Source organism: Halomonas koreensis (genome assembly GCF_031451675.1).
GTDB classification, from domain to species: domain Bacteria; phylum Pseudomonadota; class Gammaproteobacteria; order Pseudomonadales; family Halomonadaceae; genus Halomonas; species Halomonas koreensis.
Map to the genome: position 1 here is coordinate 99031 of NZ_JARWAK010000008.1, position 18686 is coordinate 117716.

Consider the following 18686-nt stretch of genomic DNA (forward strand, 5'->3'; position numbering starts at 1 on the left):
CGCCGGCCCTCGGGCCGGCGTCGTCGCGTCCGGACTACCAGTCGTAGTGCAGCGAGACGCCGGTCACGCGGTCCGCCTTGGCCGTGGCCTCCGCCGGCGGGTGCGAGGTGTACTCGATCTCGTGGGATAGCTTCAGGGCCAGGTGATCGCCGAGCGGCGCGCGGATCGAGGTCTGGCTGCGCACCGTGAGGTTGGCCTCGGTCTGCTCCAGGGCCAGCTCCTGGCCGAGCGTCGCCGCCTCGTTGAGCCGGCGGCGATAGTCCAGGGCGCCGTAGAGCACGCCCAGGCGCCGGTCCGCTTCGTCGATCACCGCGTCGTGGCGATAGCCGGGGCCCGCCTCCAGGGACAGTTCCTGGTCATCGCCGCTCAGCAGGCGGCGGCCGTAGCCGGCGATCGCCGCGAGCTGGTGGTCGTAGCCGCCGAAGCGGTCCTTGTCCCAGCGGGCGAAGCCGAAGGCGTAGTGGGGGCCGTCGATGTCGTAGCGCTCCCGCGCCACCAGGCGGTATCGCTCGGTTCGGGTCCGGTCGTCTTGCGTCACGTGCCGGACCTGGCCGCCGAGGCTGTGGGTCAGGTCGCCGGTCAGCCAGGTGAGCTTGCCCTTGGCCGCCAAGGTACGGCTGTCGGTGTTGCCGGCCAGGCGGGTGAAGCCGAGCTCGGCCTCGCCGCCCCAGGCCGGGGCGTCGGCCTCGGGGGCCGGCGGCGCGTAGAACGGGGAGGCCTGAGCCTGAAGGGCCGGCGCCAGCAGGCCCGACAGGACGCAGGCCGCGAGCCTTGCCTCGAGACGCATGGCGTTCCTCTCGCGGGTGTCGGGGCGTGGGCGACGCGGGGTGACCGGCGGCCACCCCGCGGGCGCTGGGGTCAGAAGATGGCTTCGTAGGCGGCGGTGCCCTGGGAGCCGCTCTCCTGCTCGACGGCCGAGTCGGCGCGCCGAGGCTGGTAGCCGGGCAGGTGGTCGGCGCGGAACAGTTCCTGGATGCCGCCGGGCTGACCGTCGTGCAGCAGCCGGCCGGTGTCCGGGTCGACGCGGCGGGCCACCACGCCCTCGGGGCGTTCGGGCCAGTGCTCCGGCCGGTCGGCCAGGGCGCGCCCCATGAAGTCGATCCAGATCGGCAGCGCCGCCTGGGAGCCGTACTCCGCGATGGAGGTGTTGTCGTCCATGCCGACCCAGACGGTGGTCGCCAGGTCGGTGTTGAAGCCGGCGAACCAGGCGTCGCGCTGGTCGTTGGTGGTGCCGGTCTTGCCGACGATGTCGTCGCGGCCGAGGGCCAGGGCGCGTCGTGCGGTGCCGTGCTCGACCACGTCGCGGAGCATGTCGCGCAGCAGGTAGACCGCCGCCGGATCGGCGACCCGCGGGGCCACCCGGTAGGTGGTGCCGTCGCGCTCCACGGTGTCCTGGTCGGGGGCGCACTCGCGGCAGGCCACCCGGGGGTCGGCCTCCTCGACCGGGGCGCCTTCCTCGCCGCGGGTGATGCGCTGGATCAGCCAGGGCTCCACGGCGAAGCCGCCGTTGGCCAGGACCGCATAGCCGCGGGTCATCTCCAGCGGCGTCAGGCTGGTGCTGCCCAGGGCCAACGCCAGGCCGTGGGGCAGGCGCTCGGGGTGGAAGCCGAAGTCCTCGAGGAAGCCGATGGTCCGCTCCAGGCCCATGGTCTTGAGCAGGCGGATGGTCACCAGGTTGCGGGAGCGGGCCAGGCCGACCCGGGCGCGGGTCGGGCCCAGGAAGTCGCCGCTCGAGTTGTTGGGCCGCCACAGCTCGTCGCTGCCGTCCTCCATGACCACCGGGGCGTCGTTGATCACGCTGGCGGGGTTGATCTCGCCGCTGTCGAGGCCCGCCAGGTAGATGAACGGCTTGAAGATGGAGCCGGCCTGGCGGCGTGCCTGGGTCGCGCGGTTGAACTTGCTGGCATCGAAGTCGAAGCCGGCCTGGAGGGCCAGGATGGCGCCGGTGCGGGGCGCCATGACCACCAGCGAGCCCTGGGCCTGGGGCTGCTGGGACAGCCGCCAGTCGCCTTCCTCGCGCTGCAGGATGCGCACCAGGTCGCCGGGGCTGGCGATATCGGCGGCCGAGCTCGGCGCGGCGCCACGGTAGCGGGCGTTGCGGTAGGGCTGGGCCCAGTCGAGGCCGTCCCAGGCCAGGGTCCGGACCTCGCCGCCGCGCGCCAGGACGCGCATCTCGCGGCCCTCGGTGGCGACCACGATGGCCGGCTCCAGCGGCCCCAGCACCGGGGTGCGCTCCAGCACCTGGAGCCAGTTGCTGACGTCGCCCTCGATGCCCTCGACCTCGGTCTGACTGCGCTCGGCCGCCCGGCGGGCGGTGGCCATCACCTCCGGCGACTCGGCCAGTTCCTCCTCGAGCCCCGTCCGGTCCGTGCGCTCCTGGGCCTCGGCCAGGCTGCGCGGGATATCGGTCTGCTCCGGTCCCCGCCAGCCGTGGCGGGTGTCATAGGCGATCAGCCCCTCGGCCAGGGCGCGGCGGGCCTTGGGCTGCAGCGCGCTGTCCAGGGTGGTGGTGATGCGATAGCCGCCGGTGTAGGCGTCGTCGAAGCGCTCGACCGCGTACTGGCGGGCCATCTCGGCGACATAGTCGGCCTGGACCTCGGCCTTGGCCACATGGCGGCGGGCGGTGATCGGCGCCTGGACGGCCGCGTCGTAGGCGTCGCCGTCGATGAAGCCCAGCTCGCGCATGCGGAACAGGATCCAGTTGCGGCGGATCAGGGCTCGCTCGGCGTTGGCCAGCGGGTTGAAGGCGGAGGGGGCCTTGGGCAGGCCGGCGATCATCGCCTGCTCGGCCAGGGTCAGCTCCGCCAGCGGGCGGTCGTAGTAGACCTCGGCGGCGGCGGCGATGCCGTAGGCCCGGTGGCCGAGGAAGATCTTGTTGACGTAGAGCTCGAGGATCTCCTCCTTGCTCAGTATCTGTTCCATCTCCAGGGCCAGCAGGATCTCGCGGATCTTGCGGGTGAAGGTCCGGTCCAGGGTCAGCAGGTAGTTGCGCGCCACCTGCATGGTGATGGTGGAGCCGCCGGACTGGATGTCCCCGCCGCTGGCCGCCAGCTCGACGGCCGCCCGGATCAGCCCCTTGGGATCGACCCCGTGGTGGTCGAAGTAGGCGGCGTCCTCGGCGGCCAGCAGGGCCTTGACCATGCCTTCGGGGATCTCGTCGAACGCCACCGGCATCCGGCGTTCCTCGCCGAACTCGCCGATCAGCTTGCCGTCGCGGGTGAAGATGCGCAGCGGCGTCTGCAGCTCGAAATCCTGCAGCTGGCGCACGTCCGGCAGCCCGGGGGCGAAGTAGAGGGCGGCGCCCACCACGGCCAGCAGCGAGGCGGACGACAGCGAGACCAGCAGCCAGAATGCCGAGAAGACCAGGGTGCGGAAGAACTTCATGAAAAGGCGGTATCCATGCTGAGAGCGGGAGCGAAGTCGAGGCGACGGAGCGGGTCGGCGACGCGACGGCCATTATAGGAACCCGCTTGCGTGACCACCAGCGTTGACGCCCGGCGACACCCGCTTCGTGTGAGATCAGGCAATATCATGTAACCTCGAATTACAGGATCCGGACGAGGCGGCTTGCTACCTCCGACCGGGTCGACGTGGGGGATGAAAAGAGCGGCTTACCGCCAGGATCAGTCGGGGGCATGACCTAGATGCGATTTGGGGCGTCCGGTAAGGGGCTCATCGGCGTCGATATCACGTCGGCGACCGTCAAGCTCATCGAACTCAAGCGGGCCGGCGGCGGCTATCAGGTCGAGAGCTACGCCGTCAGGCCACTCCGGGAAGGCGCCGTGGTCGAGCGGCGCATCCGCGACATGGGGGAGGTGGTCGATGCCCTCAAGCGCGCCGTCGACCATGCACGGCCCTCGAGCCGGCGGGTCTCGGTGGCGGTGCCGGCCAGCGCGGCGATCACCAAGACCCTGACCCTGCCGGCCTCGCTGGCCGACGAGGAGATCGAGACGCGCATCCAGCTCGACTCCGACAAGCATATTCCCTTCGCGTTCAGTGAAGTGGCCTTCGATTTCCAGCGACTGGGGCTCAACGCCCGCTACGGCGACCAGCAGGACGTGCTGCTGGTCGCCTGTCGCCAGCAGGACGTCAGCCAGCTCACCGAGGCCGTTCGCCAGGCCGGGCTGACGCCGGCGATGGTCGACGTCGAGACCTTCGCCATGGAGCGCGCCTACACCGAGCTGGCCTCCCAGCTGCCGGCGGCGGCCGGCGAGGAGGACTGTGTGGCCCTGGTGGACATCGGCGCCAACATGAACGCCTTCCACGTGTTGCGCGACGGGCGCATCACCTACAGCCGGGACACCGTCTTCGGCGGTCGGGCGCTGACCGAGGAGATCCGCGATCGCTATGGCCTGAGCCTCGAGGAGGCCGGGCTGGCCAAGAAGCGCGGCGGGCTGCCGGAGGACTACCAGCGCAGCGTGCTGGATCCCTTCCTCGATACCTTGGTCCAGCAGGTCGGGCGCTCGCTGCAGCTCTATTACACGGCCGGGCGCAAGCAGGAAGTGCGGCGCATGATCCTGGCCGGGGGCACCAGCGTGCTGCCGGGGCTGGCGGACCGCCTCGCCGAGGAGAGCGGCATGGAGGTGGTGATCGCCAACCCCTTCCGGCGCATGAAGGTGAATCCGCGGATCGACGTCCAGACCCTGGCCGGCGACGCCCCGGCCATGCTGACCGCCTGCGGGCTGGCGATGAGGGTGCGCTCATGACCATCGAGATCAATCTCCTGCCCTGGCGCGAGGAGCAGCGCCAGCGGCGCAGCAAGCGCTTCTACGTGGCTCTCGTGCTGGTGGCCCTGGTCGGGCTGGGCGGCGGCTACGGCGCGACCTGGTACTACGACCAGCAGCTGGTGGCCCAGCAGGAGCGCCACCGGCTGATTCGCGACCGCATCGCCCAGCTCGATCGCGACATCCGTGCCGTCAGCGACTACGAGGCGCAGATCGCCACGCTCAAGCGACGCATCGGCGTCTTCCAGCGCCTCCAGGCCGAGCGCCCCCAGACCGTGCACGTCTTCAATGCCCTGGCCGCCAGCCTCGAGGAGGGGGTGCACTACGCCAACCTGGTGCGCCAGGGCGACCGGCTCAGGCTGACGGGGCTGGCCGAGGACAACCGTCGGGTCTCCGATCAGCTGCGCTCCCTGGAGGCCTCGCCGGTGTTCGACGTGCCGGTGCTGTCCGAGGTCGAGTCCACCGGGGAGCGGCGGCGCTTCAACCTCAGCGTCGGCCAGCACATGCCCGCGGCCCGCAAGAAGGAGGTGGCGCCATGAGCCTGTCGACCGAGCTGCGTCGCCTGAAGGAACTGGACTGGGGCGAGCTGGACATCAAGGAGGCCGGCGGCTGGCCGCTGCTGCTGCAGGTCTTCTGCTGCCTGCTGGCCCTGGGGCTGACCTTCGCCGGCATGTACTGGTACCTGGCCGCGCCCAAGGCCGAGGAGCTGGGTCAGGCGCGCCAGGAGGAGCAGCGCCTGCTGCGCGACTTCCGCAGCAAGGCGGCCCAGGCGGCCAACCTGCCGGCCCTGCGCGAGCAGGTGGAGGAACTGGACGGTCGCCTGGAGAGCCTGGTGACCATGCTGCCCAGCGGGCCGGAGATTCCGTCGCTGATCGACGACATCAGCGAGTCCGCCATCGACAACCAGCTGAGCATCGACTTCATCCGGCTGCGCAGCCCCGCCAGCCAGGAGTTCTACGTGGAGCGGCCCTTCGATATCCGGGTCCGCGGCGACTACCATCGGATCGGCTCCTTCATCGCCGCCGTCGCCGATCTGCCACGCATCGTCACCCAGCATGATTTCGAGCTGAAGCCCGCCTCCAACGGTCGCCTGGCGTTGTCGATGCTGGCCCGCACCTACAGCTATCGGCCGCCGGAGGCGACGCCGGAGCAGGAGGGCGCGCAATGAACACCTGGCTTCGCATCGGGGCCGTGCTGCCCCTGGCGCTGTGGCTCGCGGCCTGCCGCGACCACGACATCGACGGCCTGGAACGGGAGCTGGCCCGCCTGCGGGCCGATCCCGGCGAGCTCACGCTCGAGCCGCTGCCGCCGATGCCCGTCTATCGCTCGGTGGACTATCGCTTCGCCGACCAGCGCAGCCCCTTCCGGGCCCGGGTCCCGGAGGCGCGCGCCCTGCCCGTGGGCGACGCCGGCCTGGCGCCGGACGATTCGCGGCCTAAGGAGCCCCTGGAGGCCTACGACCTGGGGCGCCTCGACCTGGTGGGCACCCTGACCGTGGGTGGCCAGCCCTCGGCGCTGATCAAGGCACCGGACGGGACCGTGCATCGCCTGCGGGTCGGCGACCACATGGGGACCGATCACGGCCGCATCGTCGGCATCACCGGCGCCTCGGTGCAACTGGTGGAGATCGTGCCCACCGGCCGGGGCGGCTGGATCGAACGCAGCACCCGCCTGTCGCTCGACGGCGAGGCCTAGACAACGACGAAGCCGCGCCCGGTACCCGAGGCGCGGCGGTTCGAGGGGAGAGGGGAACCATGAAATCGATGACACGTGCGCTCGCGGCCCTGGCCATGCTGATGGTGTCCGCCTCCGTCATGGCGGCCTCGACGCTGACCGACCTGTCCTTCCGCCAGGGCACCGGCGGCGAGCTGGAAGTCGACCTCGCCTTCGACGGCCCGGTGCCCGAGGTGCGCGGCTATCGGCTCGACGATCCGGCGCGCCTGACCATCGACCTGATGGAGACCGCCAGCGCCCTGGAGCGGCGTCGCCAGGAGCTGGGCATCGGCGGCGTCCAGCGGGTCACCGCCCTGGAGGCGGGCCAGCGGACCCGCCTGGTCTTCGATCTCGATGGGCCCCTGCCCTACGACACCGCCCAGCGGGGCGGTGGGCTGCGCCTGTCGATCGGCGGCGCCGTCGCCGCGCCGTCGACGCCCGCGGCCGAGTCGGGCGGGACGTCCTCCCGCCAGCCGGCGGCCGGGCCCAGCGTCACCGACATCGACTTCCGTCGCGGCGAGGGCGGCGCGGGGCGCCTGGTGGTCACCTTCGACCGCACCGGGGTGGACGCCCGGGTCCGCGAGCGCGGCCGCGAGGATATCGTCGCCCGCCTCGACGGCGTGAGCCTGCCGGCCGACCTCGACCAGGTCTACGATGTCACCGACTTCGGGACGCCCCTGCGGCGCATCACCCCCCGCGTCGGCCGCGACGGCGTGACCCTGGAGATCGAGGGCAGCGGCGATTTCGCCATGCTCTCCACCCAGACCGGGCGCCAGCTGACGATCTCGGCCCAGCCGGTCAGCCGCGAGGAGCGCGAGGCGCAGGTGCGCGAGCAGTTCCCCTACACCGGCGAGCGCATCACCCTGAACTTCCAGGACATCGAGGTGCGCTCGGTGCTGGCGATCATCGCCGACTTCACCGGCCTCAACCTGGTGGCCAGCGACAGCGTGTCCGGGCGGGTGACCCTGAACCTCCAGGAGGTGCCCTGGGACCAGGCGCTGGACCTGGTGCTCAAGAGCCATGGCCTGGCCAGCCGCCAGGAGGGCAATGTCATCGTGGTGGCGCCGGCGGAGGAGCTGGCCCGCCGCGAGCAGCTCGAGCTGCAGACCCGCGAGCAGCTCGAGGAGCTGGCGCCGCTGGAGACCGAATACATCCAGGTCAAGTACGCCAAGGCCTCGGACCTGGCCGGGCTGATCCGCGGGGAGGGCGGCTTCGGCCTGCTCACCGAGCGGGGGCGCGTCGCCGTGGATCCGCGCACCAACACCCTGCTGGTGCAGGACACCGCCGAGCAGATCGATTCCCTGATGGAGACCCTGGAGCGCCTCGACGTGGCGGTCCGCCAGGTGCAGATCGAGGCGCGCATCGTCATCGCCCGGGACAGCGCCACCCGCGAACTGGGCGTCAGCTGGGGGCTGTCCAACAACGAGGGCGACCCGGCCAATGGCCTCAACGCCGGCGGCGCGTCCAGCGGCATCGCCGACAACGGCGGGCTGGCGGTTGATCTGGGCGAGGCCGAGAACGCGGCCACCGCCTTCAGCTTCGGCTACCTGTCGGGCGATGTGCTGCTCGACCTGGAGCTGCGCGCCCTGGAGAGCGAGGGCAAGAGCCAGACCATCTCCCAGCCGCGGGTGATCACCGCCAACCAGAGCACGGCGCTGATCAAGCAGGGCCAGGAGCGGGCCTTCCAGGAGGCGACCTCCAGCGGGGCCACCAACGTGGAGTTCAAGGAAGCGGTGCTGTCGCTGGAGGTGACGCCCCAGATCACCCCGGACAACCGCATCATCATGGACCTGGCCATCACCAACGACACCTTCGGCTCGATTCCCGAGGGGGGCGGCGAGCCGCCCATCGACACCAACGAGATCGAGACCCAGGTGCTGGTCGACAACGGCGAGACCGTGGTGCTGGGCGGCATCCTGACCACCGAGCAGGTGCGCAGCCTGTTCAAGACCCCCTTCCTCGGCGACCTGCCGGTGCTGGGGAATCTCTTCCGCTATACCGAGGACACCAACGATAAGGTAGAGTTGCTGGTATTCATCACGCCCCGAATACTGGATGACAACCTGGCGATTCGCTGATGCCGGCAATACCCAACCTGATACTGATCGGCCCCATGGGGGCCGGGAAGAGCACCATCGGCCGCCTCCTGGCGGCCGAGCTGTCACGAGACTTCTTCGACAGCGACCACGAGATCCAGGATCGCTGCGGCGCGGACATCCCCTGGATCTTCGACGTCGAGGGCGAGGCGGGCTTCCGCGACCGCGAGACCCAGATGATCCGCGAGCTGGCCGCCCGGGAGGGCGTGGTCATCGCCACCGGCGGCGGCGCCGTGCTCCGCGAGGAGAACCGCCGGGTGCTGCGCGACAGCGGCACGGTGATCTATCTCTTCACCACCGTGGAGCAGCAGCTCAAGCGCACCGCCAAGGATCGCAACCGCCCGCTGCTGCAGCGCGACGATCGCGACCAGGTCCTCGAGCGCATGTTCGACGAGCGCGATCCCCTCTACCGGGCGACCGCCGACATCGTGGTGCGCACCGACCGTCGCGGCCCCCGCTCCGTGGTCAACGAGATCGTCCGCCGCGTCGAGCGGATGGTCGACCCCCTCCACTGCAAGGCCTGATCCATGACCCGACCCGATGATGCCCTGAGCACGCTCAGCGTGGCCCTGGGCGAGCGCAGCTATCCCATCCACATCGGCCCCGGCCTGCTGGGCGATCCCCAATGGCTGACGCCGCACCTCGCCGGTCGCCAGGTGATGGTGGTCACCAACGAGACGGTGGCACCGCTGTACCTGGAGCGGCTCAAGGCCGGCCTGCCCGAGGAGCTGACGGTGCGCGAGCTGGTGCTGCCGGACGGCGAGGCGACCAAGACGCTGGCCAGCGTCGAGCGGATCTGGGACGCCCTGCTGGAGGCCGGCTTCAACCGTCGCTGCACCCTGGTGGCCCTGGGCGGCGGGGTGATCGGCGACATGGTCGGCTTCGCCGCCGCCTGCTACCAGCGGGGCGTGGCCTTCATCCAGGTGCCCACCACCCTGCTGTCCCAGGTGGACTCCTCGGTGGGCGGCAAGACCGGGGTCAACCATCCCCGCGGCAAGAACATGATCGGCGCCTTCTGGCAGCCGCGGGCCGTACTGATCGATACCGACACCCTCTCCACCCTGCCGCCCCGGGAGCTCTCCGCCGGCCTGGCCGAGGTGATCAAGTACGGCCTGATCCGCGACGCGAACTTCCTGACCTGGCTGGAGGCGAACATGACGGCGCTGCGCGGCCTCGAGGCCGCCGCCCTGACCCGTGCCATCGAGCGCAGCTGCAGCCTCAAGGCCGAGATCGTCGCCGAGGACGAGACCGAGCAGGGGGTGCGGGCGCTGCTCAATCTCGGCCACACCTTCGGGCATGCCATCGAGACCCATCAGGGCTATGGCCGCTGGCTGCACGGCGAGGCCGTGGGCACCGGCATGCTGATGGCCGCGGAGCTCTCCCGGCGGCTCGGCTGGCTCGGTGCGGCGGAGGTGCGGCGCACCCGCGCGCTGCTCGAGGCCGCCGCCTTGCCCCTCGAGGCGCCGGCCGACATGACCGCCGACGACTTCCTGTCGCTGATGCGGCTGGACAAGAAGAACCTCGACGGCCGCCTGCGGCTGATCCTGCTGGAGGCCCTGGGGCGCGCCTGCGTCCACGACGGGACGCCCGCGGAGCGCCTCGCGGCCCTGCTCGAGGACTTCCCCCGCCGCTGACGCTCCCCGTCCCGTTCCCGGCTCCCCCCCCGACGCCCGCTGCTCGCAGCGGGCGTCGTCGTTTGCGGCCCTTGCCCGGATGGTCGAGGCGGCGCCTGGGGTGTCAAGAATTCTGGGATTTGCATGCCATATGCAGCATCGGTATGGGGGTGAGCCGCTTATCGCGACTAAAGTCTAGTGCCGTCGGGCGGCGGCCTCGTCGGCTCGAGGGGCGATCGCAAACCCTTGAGATAAAGCGGATTTTTTATTGAATGTCTCGCCAAGTCTCGGATTTGACGACGCTTTTCGGGGGCGGGTGGCGTCGTGAGCATTGCGCGGCGTGCCGGGGGGTGGCTATGCTGGAAAACCTTTTGCCGTGCAGTCCCGACGCCCGAATCGAGGCGTCAAGTGAAAAGAAAAACTTTTCAATATACCAAAAATAACTGCGAATAACACCCTTTTGAAACCTGAGGCACGCCCATGAACCAAGGTCTTCACCAACCCGGAGAGTTCCGTGACAACTGCGGGTTCGGCCTGATCGCCCATATGGAGGGTCAGGCCAGCCACGACCTGCTGCAGACCGCCATCGAGTCTCTGACCTGCATGACCCATCGCGGCGGCATCGCCGCCGACGGCAAGACCGGCGACGGCTGCGGCCTGCTGCTGAAGATGCCCGAGGCCTTCATGCGCGAGGTGGCCCGGGAGTCGCTGGGCGTGGAGCTCGGCGAGCGCTTCGCGGTGGGCGCGATCTTCCTGCCCGACGACGACGCCCGCGAGGCCCATGCCCGCGACACCCTGGAGGCCGAGCTGCGGGCCAGGGGCCTCGAGGTGCTGGGCTGGCGCGAGGTGCCGGTGGATGCCGGCGTCTGCGGCCCGATGGCGCTGGAGTGCCTGCCGCGGATCCGCCAGCTGTTCGTCGCCCCCGGCGAGGCCGGCGCCGAGACCTTCGACGTCGACCTCTTCATGGCCCGGCGCCGCGCCGAGCAGGCCCTGCGCGACGACGAGGACTTCTACGTCTGCTCGCTGTCCGCCGAGGTGGTCTCCTACAAGGGGCTGGTGATGCCGGTGGACCTGCCGGCCTTCTACCGGGACCTGGGCGATCCGCGCCTGGAGACCGCCATCTGCGTCTTCCACCAGCGCTTCTCCACCAACACCGCGCCGCGCTGGCCGCTGGCCCAGCCGTTCCGGCTGATGGCCCACAACGGCGAGATCAACACCATCCAGGCCAACCGCGGCTGGGCCAACTCGCGCAAGGAGAACTTCGCCAGCGAGCGCCTGCCGGACATCGCCGAGCTCGACGAGATCGTCAACACCACCGGTTCCGACTCCTCGAGCATGGACAACATGCTCGAGGTGCTGCTCACCGGCGGCATGGACCTGCACCGGGCGGTACGCATGATGGTGCCGCCGGCCTGGCAGAACGTCGAGATCATGGACGGCGACCTGCGCGCCTTCTACGAGTACAACTCCATGCACGTGGAGCCCTGGGACGGTCCCGCCGGGGTGGTCATGACCGACGGCCGCCAGGCGCTGTGCATGCTCGACCGCAACGGCCTGCGCCCGGCGCGCTGGGTGATCACCCGCAACGGCTACATCACCCTGGCCTCCGAGATCGGCACCTACGACTACAAGCCCGAGGACGTGGTGGCCAAGGGCCGCGTCGGCCCGGGGCAGATCCTGGCCGTGGACACCGAGACCGGCGAGGTGCTGCACACCGAGGACATCGACTCGCGCCTCAAGTCCGCCTACCCCTACAAGCGCTGGCTCAAGCAGGAGGCCAGCTACCTGGAGTCCGCGCTCACCGAGCTGGCGCGCTTCCAGAACATGGATGCCGACGCCCTGGCGGTGCAGCAGAAGATGTTCCAGGTCAGCTTCGAGGAGCGCGACCAGGTGCTGCGCCCGCTGGCCGAGAGCGGCCAGGAGGCGGTGGGCTCCATGGGCGACGACACGCCCATGGCGGTGCTGTCCGGCAAGCACCGGCTGCTGACCGACTACTTCCGCCAGAAGTTCGCCCAGGTCACCAACCCGGCCATCGACCCGTTGCGCGAGTCGATCGTGATGTCGCTGGAGAGCTGCATCGGTGCCGAGCGCAACGTCTTCAAGGCGACGCCGGAGCATGCCCACCGGCTGATCCTGACCACCCCGGTGCTGTCGCCGCGCAAGTTCAGCGCCCTGGTGACCCACGAGGATCCGGCCTTTGTCAGCCACACCCTGTCGCTGGCCTACGACCCCGAGGTCACCGGCCTCAAGGGCGCCCTCCAGGCGCTGTGCGCCGAGGCCGAGCAGGCCGCCCGCGACGGCAAGGTGCTGCTGGTGCTCTCCGACGCCGAGTTGCAGAAGGGGCAGCTGCCCATCCATGCCGCCCTGGCGGTGGGCGCCGTCCACCATCACCTGGGTCGCCTGGCGCTGCGCCCGCGGGTCAACCTGATCGTCGAGACTGGCTATGCCCGGGACGCCCACCAGATGGCGGTGCTGTTCGGCGTGGGCGCCACCGCGGTCTACCCGTGGCTGGCCTACCAGGTCATGGCCGACATGCATCGCACCGGCGAGCTGGTCGGCAACCCGGCCGACGCCCGGGAGAACTACCGCAAGGGCCTGCAGAAGGGGCTGTTCAAGATCCTCTCCAAGATGGGCATCTCGACCCTGGCCTCCTACCGCGGCTCGCAGCTGTTCGAGGCGGTGGGCCTGGCCTCCGAGGTCATGGAGATGTGCTTCACCGGCATGGCCTCGCGCATCGAGGGCACCGGCTTCGCCGAGCTGCAGCTGCAGCAGGAGCTGCTGGCCAAGACGGCCTGGACGCCGCGCAAGGGCATCTCCCACGGCGGCCTGATGAAGTACGTCCACGGCCACGAGTACCACGCCTACAACCCGGACGTGGTCAAGGCTCTGCAGGAGGCGGTGCAGGAGGGCGACTACGCCAAGTGGAAGAAGTTCGCCGCGCTGGTCAACGAGCGCGACCCGGCCACCATCCGCGACCTGCTGCGGCTCAAGCCCGCCGAGACGGCGCTGTCCCTCGACGAGGTGGAGCCCGTGGAGGACCTGCTGCCGCGCTTCGACAGCGCCGGCATGTCCCTGGGCGCCCTGTCGCCGGAGGCTCACGAGGCCCTGGCTCAGGCCATGAACGAGGCCGGCGGTCGCTCCAACTCCGGCGAGGGTGGCGAGGACCCGGCCCGCTACGGCACCATCCGCTCCTCCAAGATCAAGCAGATCGCCTCCGGGCGCTTCGGCGTCACCCCGGCCTACCTGGCCAACGCCGAGGTGCTGCAGATCAAGGTGGCCCAGGGCGCCAAGCCCGGCGAGGGCGGCCAGCTGCCCGGCGGCAAGGTCAACCAGCTGATCGCCCGGCTGCGCTACTCGGTGCCCGGCGTGACCCTGATCTCGCCGCCGCCGCACCACGACATCTATTCCATCGAGGACCTGGCGCAGCTGATCTTCGACCTCAAGCAGGTCAACCCGGACGCCCAGGTGTCGGTGAAGCTGGTCTCCGAGCCCGGCATCGGCACCATCGCCACCGGCGTGGCCAAGGCCTACGCCGACCTGATCACCGTGTCCGGCTATGACGGCGGCACCGCGGCCAGCCCGCTGACCTCGATCAAGCATGCCGGCAGCCCCTGGGAGCTGGGCCTGCCCGAGGTGCATCAGGCGCTGCGCATCAACGGCCTGCGCGACAAGATCCGCCTGCAGACCGACGGCGGCCTGAAGACCGGCCTGGACGTGATCAAGGCGGCGATCCTCGGCGCCGAGAGCTTCGGCTTCGGCACCGCGCCCATGGTGGCGCTGGGCTGCAAGTACCTGCGCATCTGCCACCTCAACAACTGCGCCACCGGCGTGGCCACCCAGCACCAGTACCTGCGCGACGAGCATTTCCGCGGCACCGTGGACATGGTCAAGCACTACTTCCGCTTCATCGCCGAGGAGGTGCGCGAGCTGATGGCGATGCTGGGCGTGGCCCGGCTCACCGACCTGATCGGGCGCACCGACCTGCTCGAGGCGATCGAGGGCGTGACCGACTCCCAGCGCCGGCTCGACCTGTCGCCGCTGATGACCAACGACTTCGTGCCGGCCGAGGCGCCGCAGTTCTGCGCGGTCAGCCGCAACGCGCCCCACGACCCGGGTGCCAAGAACCAGGAGGTGCTCGAAGCGCTGAAGACGGCCATCGAGGACCGGTCCGGCGGCGAGTTCGAGTTCGCCATCACCAACTGCGACCGCTCCGTGGGCGCCCTGGCTTCCGGGGTGATCGCCAAGCGCTACGGCGAGGCGGGCCTCGAGGATGCCCCGGTGACCGCCCGCTTCCGCGGCGTGGCCGGCCAGAGCTTCGGGGTGTGGAACGCCCGCGGCCTCAACCTCTACCTGGAGGGCGATGCCAACGACTACGTCGGCAAGGGCATGAACGGCGGCCAGGTGGTGGTCGTGCCGCCCCGCGAGAGCCGCTTCGAGAGCCACAAGACGGCGATCGTCGGCAACACCTGCCTGTACGGCGCCACCGGCGGCAAGCTGTTCGCCGCCGGCACCGCCGGCGAGCGCTTCGGGGTGCGCAATTCCGGCGCCCAGGCGGTGATCGAGGGCGCCGGCGACCACTGCTGCGAGTACATGACCGGCGGCCTGGTCACCGTACTCGGCGAGACCGGCGTCAACTTCGGCGCCGGCATGACCGGCGGCTTCGCCTACGTGCTCGACGAGGACCGCACCTTCGTCGACAAGTACAACCATGAACTGGTGGAGATCCACCGCGTCAACACCGAGGCCATGGAGGCCCATCGGCGACACCTGAGGGAGATCATCGAGGAGTTCGTCGCGCAGACCGGCTCGCAGCGCGGCCGTGACATCCTCGAGGACTTCAGCGACTTCATCCGCCACTTCTGGCTGGTGAAGCCCAAGGCGGCGAGCCTCGCCAGCCTGCTGGACGAATCCCGTCGGCGTCCCGAGTAAGCCTGCAGAGAGGAGAGAACAACATGGCCAACCGTTTGAGCAACGACTTCCAGTTCATCGACGTGGGGCGCCAGGATCCGGAGAAGAAGCCGGCGCGCACCCGGGCACGGCAGTTCGCCGAGATCTACGAGCCGTTCCAGCCCCAGGAGGCGGCGGCCCAGGCGCACCGCTGCCTGCACTGCGGCAACCCCTACTGCGAGTGGAAGTGCCCGGTGCACAACTACATTCCCAACTGGCTGCAGCTGGTCAGCGAGGGCAACATCCTGGAGGCCGCCGAGCTCTCCCACCGCACCAACTCGCTGCCCGAGGTGTGCGGCCGGGTCTGCCCCCAGGATCGGCTCTGCGAGGGCGACTGCACCCTCAACGACGGCTTCGGCGCGGTGACCATCGGCTCGGTGGAGAAGTACATCACCGACACCGCCTTCGCCATGGGCTGGCGCCCGGACATGTCCAAGGTCGCCTGGACCGACAAGAAGGTGGCGATCGTCGGCGCCGGCCCGGCCGGGCTCGGCTGCGCGGACATCCTGGTGCGCAACGGTGTCAAGCCGGTGGTGTTCGACCGCTATCCAGAAATAGGTGGGCTGCTGACCTTCGGCATTCCCGAGTTCAAGCTCGAGAAGACCGTGATGGAACGCCGTCGCGCCGTCTTCGAGGAGATGGGCGTGGAGTTCTGCCTGGGCGTGGAGATCGGCAAGGACATGGCGTTCGACCAGCTGCTGGAGGAATATGACGCCGTCTTCCTGGGCATGGGCACCTACAAGTACATGGAAGGGGGCTTCCCCGGCGAGGACCTGCCGGGCGTCCACAAGGCGCTGGATTACCTGATCGCCAACGTCAATCACTGCCTGGGCTTCGAGAAGGACCCGGCGGACTACGTCTCCCTGGAAGGCCAGAAGGTGGTGGTGCTGGGCGGCGGCGACACCGCCATGGACTGCAACCGCACCGCCATCCGCCAGGGCGCGGCCGCGGTGACCTGCGCCTATCGCCGCGACGAGGAGAACATGCCCGGTTCGCGCAAGGAGGTGGCCAACGCCCGGGAGGAGGGCGTGGAGTTCCTGTTCAACCGCCAGCCGGTGGCGGTGGTCGGCGAGGACAAGGTGGAGGGCATCAAGGTCGTCCGCACCCGCCTCGGCGAGCCCGACGAGAACGGCCGCCAGCGCCCCGAGGTGGTGCCCGGCTCCGAGGAGGTGGTGCCCGCCGATGCCGTGGTCATCGCCTTCGGCTTCCAGCCGAGCCCGGCGCCCTGGTTCGAGACCGTGGGCATCGAGCTCGACGAGCGGGGCCGGGTCAAGGCCCCCGAGCACGGCGCCTACGCCTTCCAGACCACCAACGAGAAGATCTTCGCCGGCGGCGACATGGTGCGCGGCTCCGACCTGGTGGTCACCGCGGTGTTCGAAGGCCGCCAGGCCGGCGAGGGCATCCTCGACTACCTGGAGGTGTAAGGCGCGGGCTTCGGTCCTCGGGCCTCGGGCTACGAGCGATACGGTGCTTCTATCCTGGCCGAGGTTCGAGGTTCGAGGTTCGAGGTTCGAGGTGCGAAGTGCGAGGTGCGAGGTGCGAGGTGCGAGGTGCGAGGCGGCCCGTCCGGTGGGACCGTTCGTTGGGACGGTTTCCCGGGAGCTGGAACGAGCCCGGAAAGCCGCCGCGCAAGCCTTTAGCCGAGCGCTGAGGCGGAGCGAAGCGGCGCGCGGCGCTCGCCAGGGATGGCGAGCGAGCCTTGCCCGTGAGGGATTATGTTGTAAGGCGACGCGCAGCCGCGAGCGGGGCATCAGGGCTTCGCTCGGCGTGGCGCCGGCGGCGGCTTACCGGGCGTGGCTCCGCAAGTGCTTGGCGCCACGGCTACCCTTGGCGCTTGGCCGCCAAATTGAGCCATTGGTCGTATTCTGCTACGCTGTCGTCCCATCCTGGCGCGGCTTCCTGCCGGGCCTACCGATCACGTTTCGACAGGTTCTCCATGACACGATATATCTTCGTGACCGGCGGCGTTGTGTCCTCACTCGGCAAGGGCATCGCGTCGGCTTCGCTGGCGGCGATTCTCGAGGCGCGTGGCCTCAAGGTCACCATGCTCAAGCTCGATCCCTACATCAACGTGGATCCGGGCACCATGAGTCCCTTCCAGCATGGCGAGGTGTTCGTCACCGAGGATGGGGCCGAGACCGACCTGGACCTCGGGCACTACGAGCGCTTCATCCGCACGAAGATGACCCAGGCCAACAACTTCACCACCGGTCGCGTCTACGAGCACGTGCTGCGCAAGGAGCGCCGCGGCGACTACCTGGGCGGCACCGTCCAGGTGATCCCGCACATCACCGACGAGATCAAGCGTCGCGTCTATGAGGGCGGCAAGGGCTTCGACGTGGCCCTGGTCGAGATCGGCGGCACCGTGGGCGACATCGAATCGCTGCCCTTCCTGGAGTCGATCCGCCAGATCCGCAGCGAGCTGGGCGCCAGCCGGGCGATCTTCATGCACCTGACCCTGGTGCCCTATATCAAGACCGCCGGCGAGACCAAGACCAAGCCGACCCAGCACAGCGTCAAGGAGCTGCGCTCCATCGGCATCCAGCCGGATATCCTGATCTGCCGCAGCGAGGTCGAGCTGGAGGAGAGCGAGCGGCGCAAGATCGCCCTGTTCACCAACGTCGAGGAACGGGCGGTCATCCCGCTGCAGGACGCCGACACCATCTACCGCATCCCGCTGATGCTCCACGAGCACGGCCTCGACGAGATCGTCTGCGACAAGCTGCGCCTGGAGGCCGGTCAGGCCGACCTGGCCGAGTGGATCGGCGTGCTCGACGCCAAGCTCAACCCGCTCAAGTCGATCAACATCGCCATGGTCGGCAAGTACATGGAGCTGCTCGACGCCTACAAGTCGCTCAACGAGGCGCTGGTGCATGCCGGCATCCAGAGCCGCATCAAGGTCAACGTCGACTACGTCGACTCCGAGGACATCGAGCGTCACGGCCCCGAGCGGCTGGCCGGCAAGGACGCCATCCTGGTGCCCGGCGGCTTCGGCGAGCGCGGCGTGGAAGGCAAGATCGCCACCGCCCGCTTCGCCCGGGAGAACGGCATTCCGTATCTCGGCATCTGCCTGGGCATGCAGGTCGCGGTCATCGAGTTCGCCCGCCACGTGGCCGGCTGGAGCGACGCCAACTCCACCGAGTTCACCCACGACACCCAGCACCCGGTGGTGGGCCTGATCACCGAGTGGCTGAACCCGGAAGGCAAGATCGAGCTGCGCGACGAGGCCTCCGACCTGGGCGGCACCATGCGCCTGGGCGGCCAGGTCTGCCAGCTGGCGGCCGGCTCGAAGGCCCGCGAGGCCTACGGCGCCGAGGAGATCGTCGAGCGCCACCGCCATCGCTTCGAGGTCAACGACCAGTTCGTCGCCGACCTGGAGCAGGCCGGCCTGGTGGTGTCCGGCAAGAGCGTCGACAACTCCCTGGTGGAGATGGTCGAGCTGCCCGACCACCCCTGGTTCGTGGCCTGCCAGTTCCACCCGGAGTTCACCTCCACCCCGCGTGACGGCCACCCGCTGTTCACCGGCTTCGTCAATGCGGCCCTGGCACACAAGGCGGCTCGCGTCCGCGCCCAGGCCGCCCCCCAGGAGTGAG

At 69.7% G+C, this 18686-nt stretch carries 12 protein-coding genes; 10 read left to right on the top strand and 2 right to left on the bottom strand.

Translation table 11 applies throughout. From position 1 onward, the window contains the following. Positions 1-34: 34 nt before the first annotated feature. Together QC818_RS10580 and QC818_RS10585 are read right to left on the bottom strand one after the other, a co-directional pair. Positions 35-787, bottom strand: coding sequence for a DUF481 domain-containing protein (locus QC818_RS10580; RefSeq protein WP_309652826.1), 753 nt, complete (start codon positions 785-787; stop codon positions 35-37). A gap of 71 nt (positions 788-858) precedes the next feature. Beyond that, positions 859-3384 (bottom strand): penicillin-binding protein 1A, encoded by a 2526-nt coding sequence (locus QC818_RS10585; protein WP_309652827.1) that lies wholly within the window; start codon positions 3382-3384, stop codon positions 859-861. Between the two features lie 260 nt (positions 3385-3644). On the opposite strand from QC818_RS10585, the gene pilM reads away from it, so the two are divergent. The 10 genes from pilM to QC818_RS10635 all read left to right on the top strand — a co-directional run bounded on the left by pilM (position 3645) and on the right by QC818_RS10635 (position 18685). Continuing rightward, positions 3645-4706, top strand: a complete 1062-nt coding sequence (pilM, locus tag QC818_RS10590) for a type IV pilus assembly protein PilM (RefSeq protein WP_309652828.1) — start codon at positions 3645-3647, stop codon at positions 4704-4706. Further along, complete coding sequence (locus QC818_RS10595) at positions 4703-5263, top strand: PilN domain-containing protein (RefSeq protein WP_309652829.1); 561 nt, start codon at positions 4703-4705, stop codon at positions 5261-5263. Before pilM ends, QC818_RS10595 begins: the two co-directional genes overlap by 4 nt. Next, on the top strand, positions 5260-5892 hold the full coding sequence (locus QC818_RS10600; RefSeq protein ID WP_309652830.1) for a type IV pilus inner membrane component PilO: 633 nt from the start codon (positions 5260-5262) through the stop codon (positions 5890-5892). The genes QC818_RS10595 and QC818_RS10600 overlap by 4 nt, the downstream gene beginning before the upstream one ends. Further along, positions 5889-6419 (top strand): pilus assembly protein PilP, encoded by a 531-nt coding sequence (locus QC818_RS10605; RefSeq protein ID WP_309652831.1) that lies wholly within the window; start codon positions 5889-5891, stop codon positions 6417-6419. Before QC818_RS10600 ends, QC818_RS10605 begins: the two co-directional genes overlap by 4 nt. 68 nt (positions 6420-6487) lie before the next feature. Beyond that, a complete protein-coding gene (gene pilQ, locus QC818_RS10610; protein ID WP_309652927.1) occupies positions 6488-8515 on the top strand; it encodes a type IV pilus secretin PilQ in 2028 nt (675 codons plus the stop codon). Then, the gene (aroK, locus tag QC818_RS10615) at positions 8515-9057 is read left to right on the top strand and encodes a shikimate kinase AroK (RefSeq protein WP_309652832.1); all 543 of its coding nucleotides are present in this window, start codon (positions 8515-8517) and stop codon (positions 9055-9057) included. Before pilQ ends, aroK begins: the two co-directional genes overlap by 1 nt. A gap of 3 nt (positions 9058-9060) precedes the next feature. Continuing rightward, on the top strand, positions 9061-10167 hold the full coding sequence (gene aroB, locus QC818_RS10620; RefSeq protein ID WP_309652833.1) for a 3-dehydroquinate synthase: 1107 nt from the start codon (positions 9061-9063) through the stop codon (positions 10165-10167). A 459-nt stretch (positions 10168-10626) separates the two neighbouring features. Further along, a complete protein-coding gene (gltB, locus tag QC818_RS10625; protein WP_309652834.1) occupies positions 10627-15075 on the top strand; it encodes a glutamate synthase large subunit in 4449 nt (1482 codons plus the stop codon). 23 nt (positions 15076-15098) lie between these two features. After that, positions 15099-16517 carry an FAD-dependent oxidoreductase gene (locus tag QC818_RS10630; protein ID WP_309652835.1) on the top strand — a complete coding sequence of 473 codons (1419 nt, stop codon included), beginning with the start codon at positions 15099-15101 and terminating at the stop codon, positions 16515-16517. Between the two features lie 512 nt (positions 16518-17029). Continuing rightward, positions 17030-18685, top strand: coding sequence for a CTP synthase (locus QC818_RS10635; RefSeq protein ID WP_309652836.1), 1656 nt, complete (start codon positions 17030-17032; stop codon positions 18683-18685). The last annotated feature ends 1 nt before the right edge of the window (position 18686 follow it).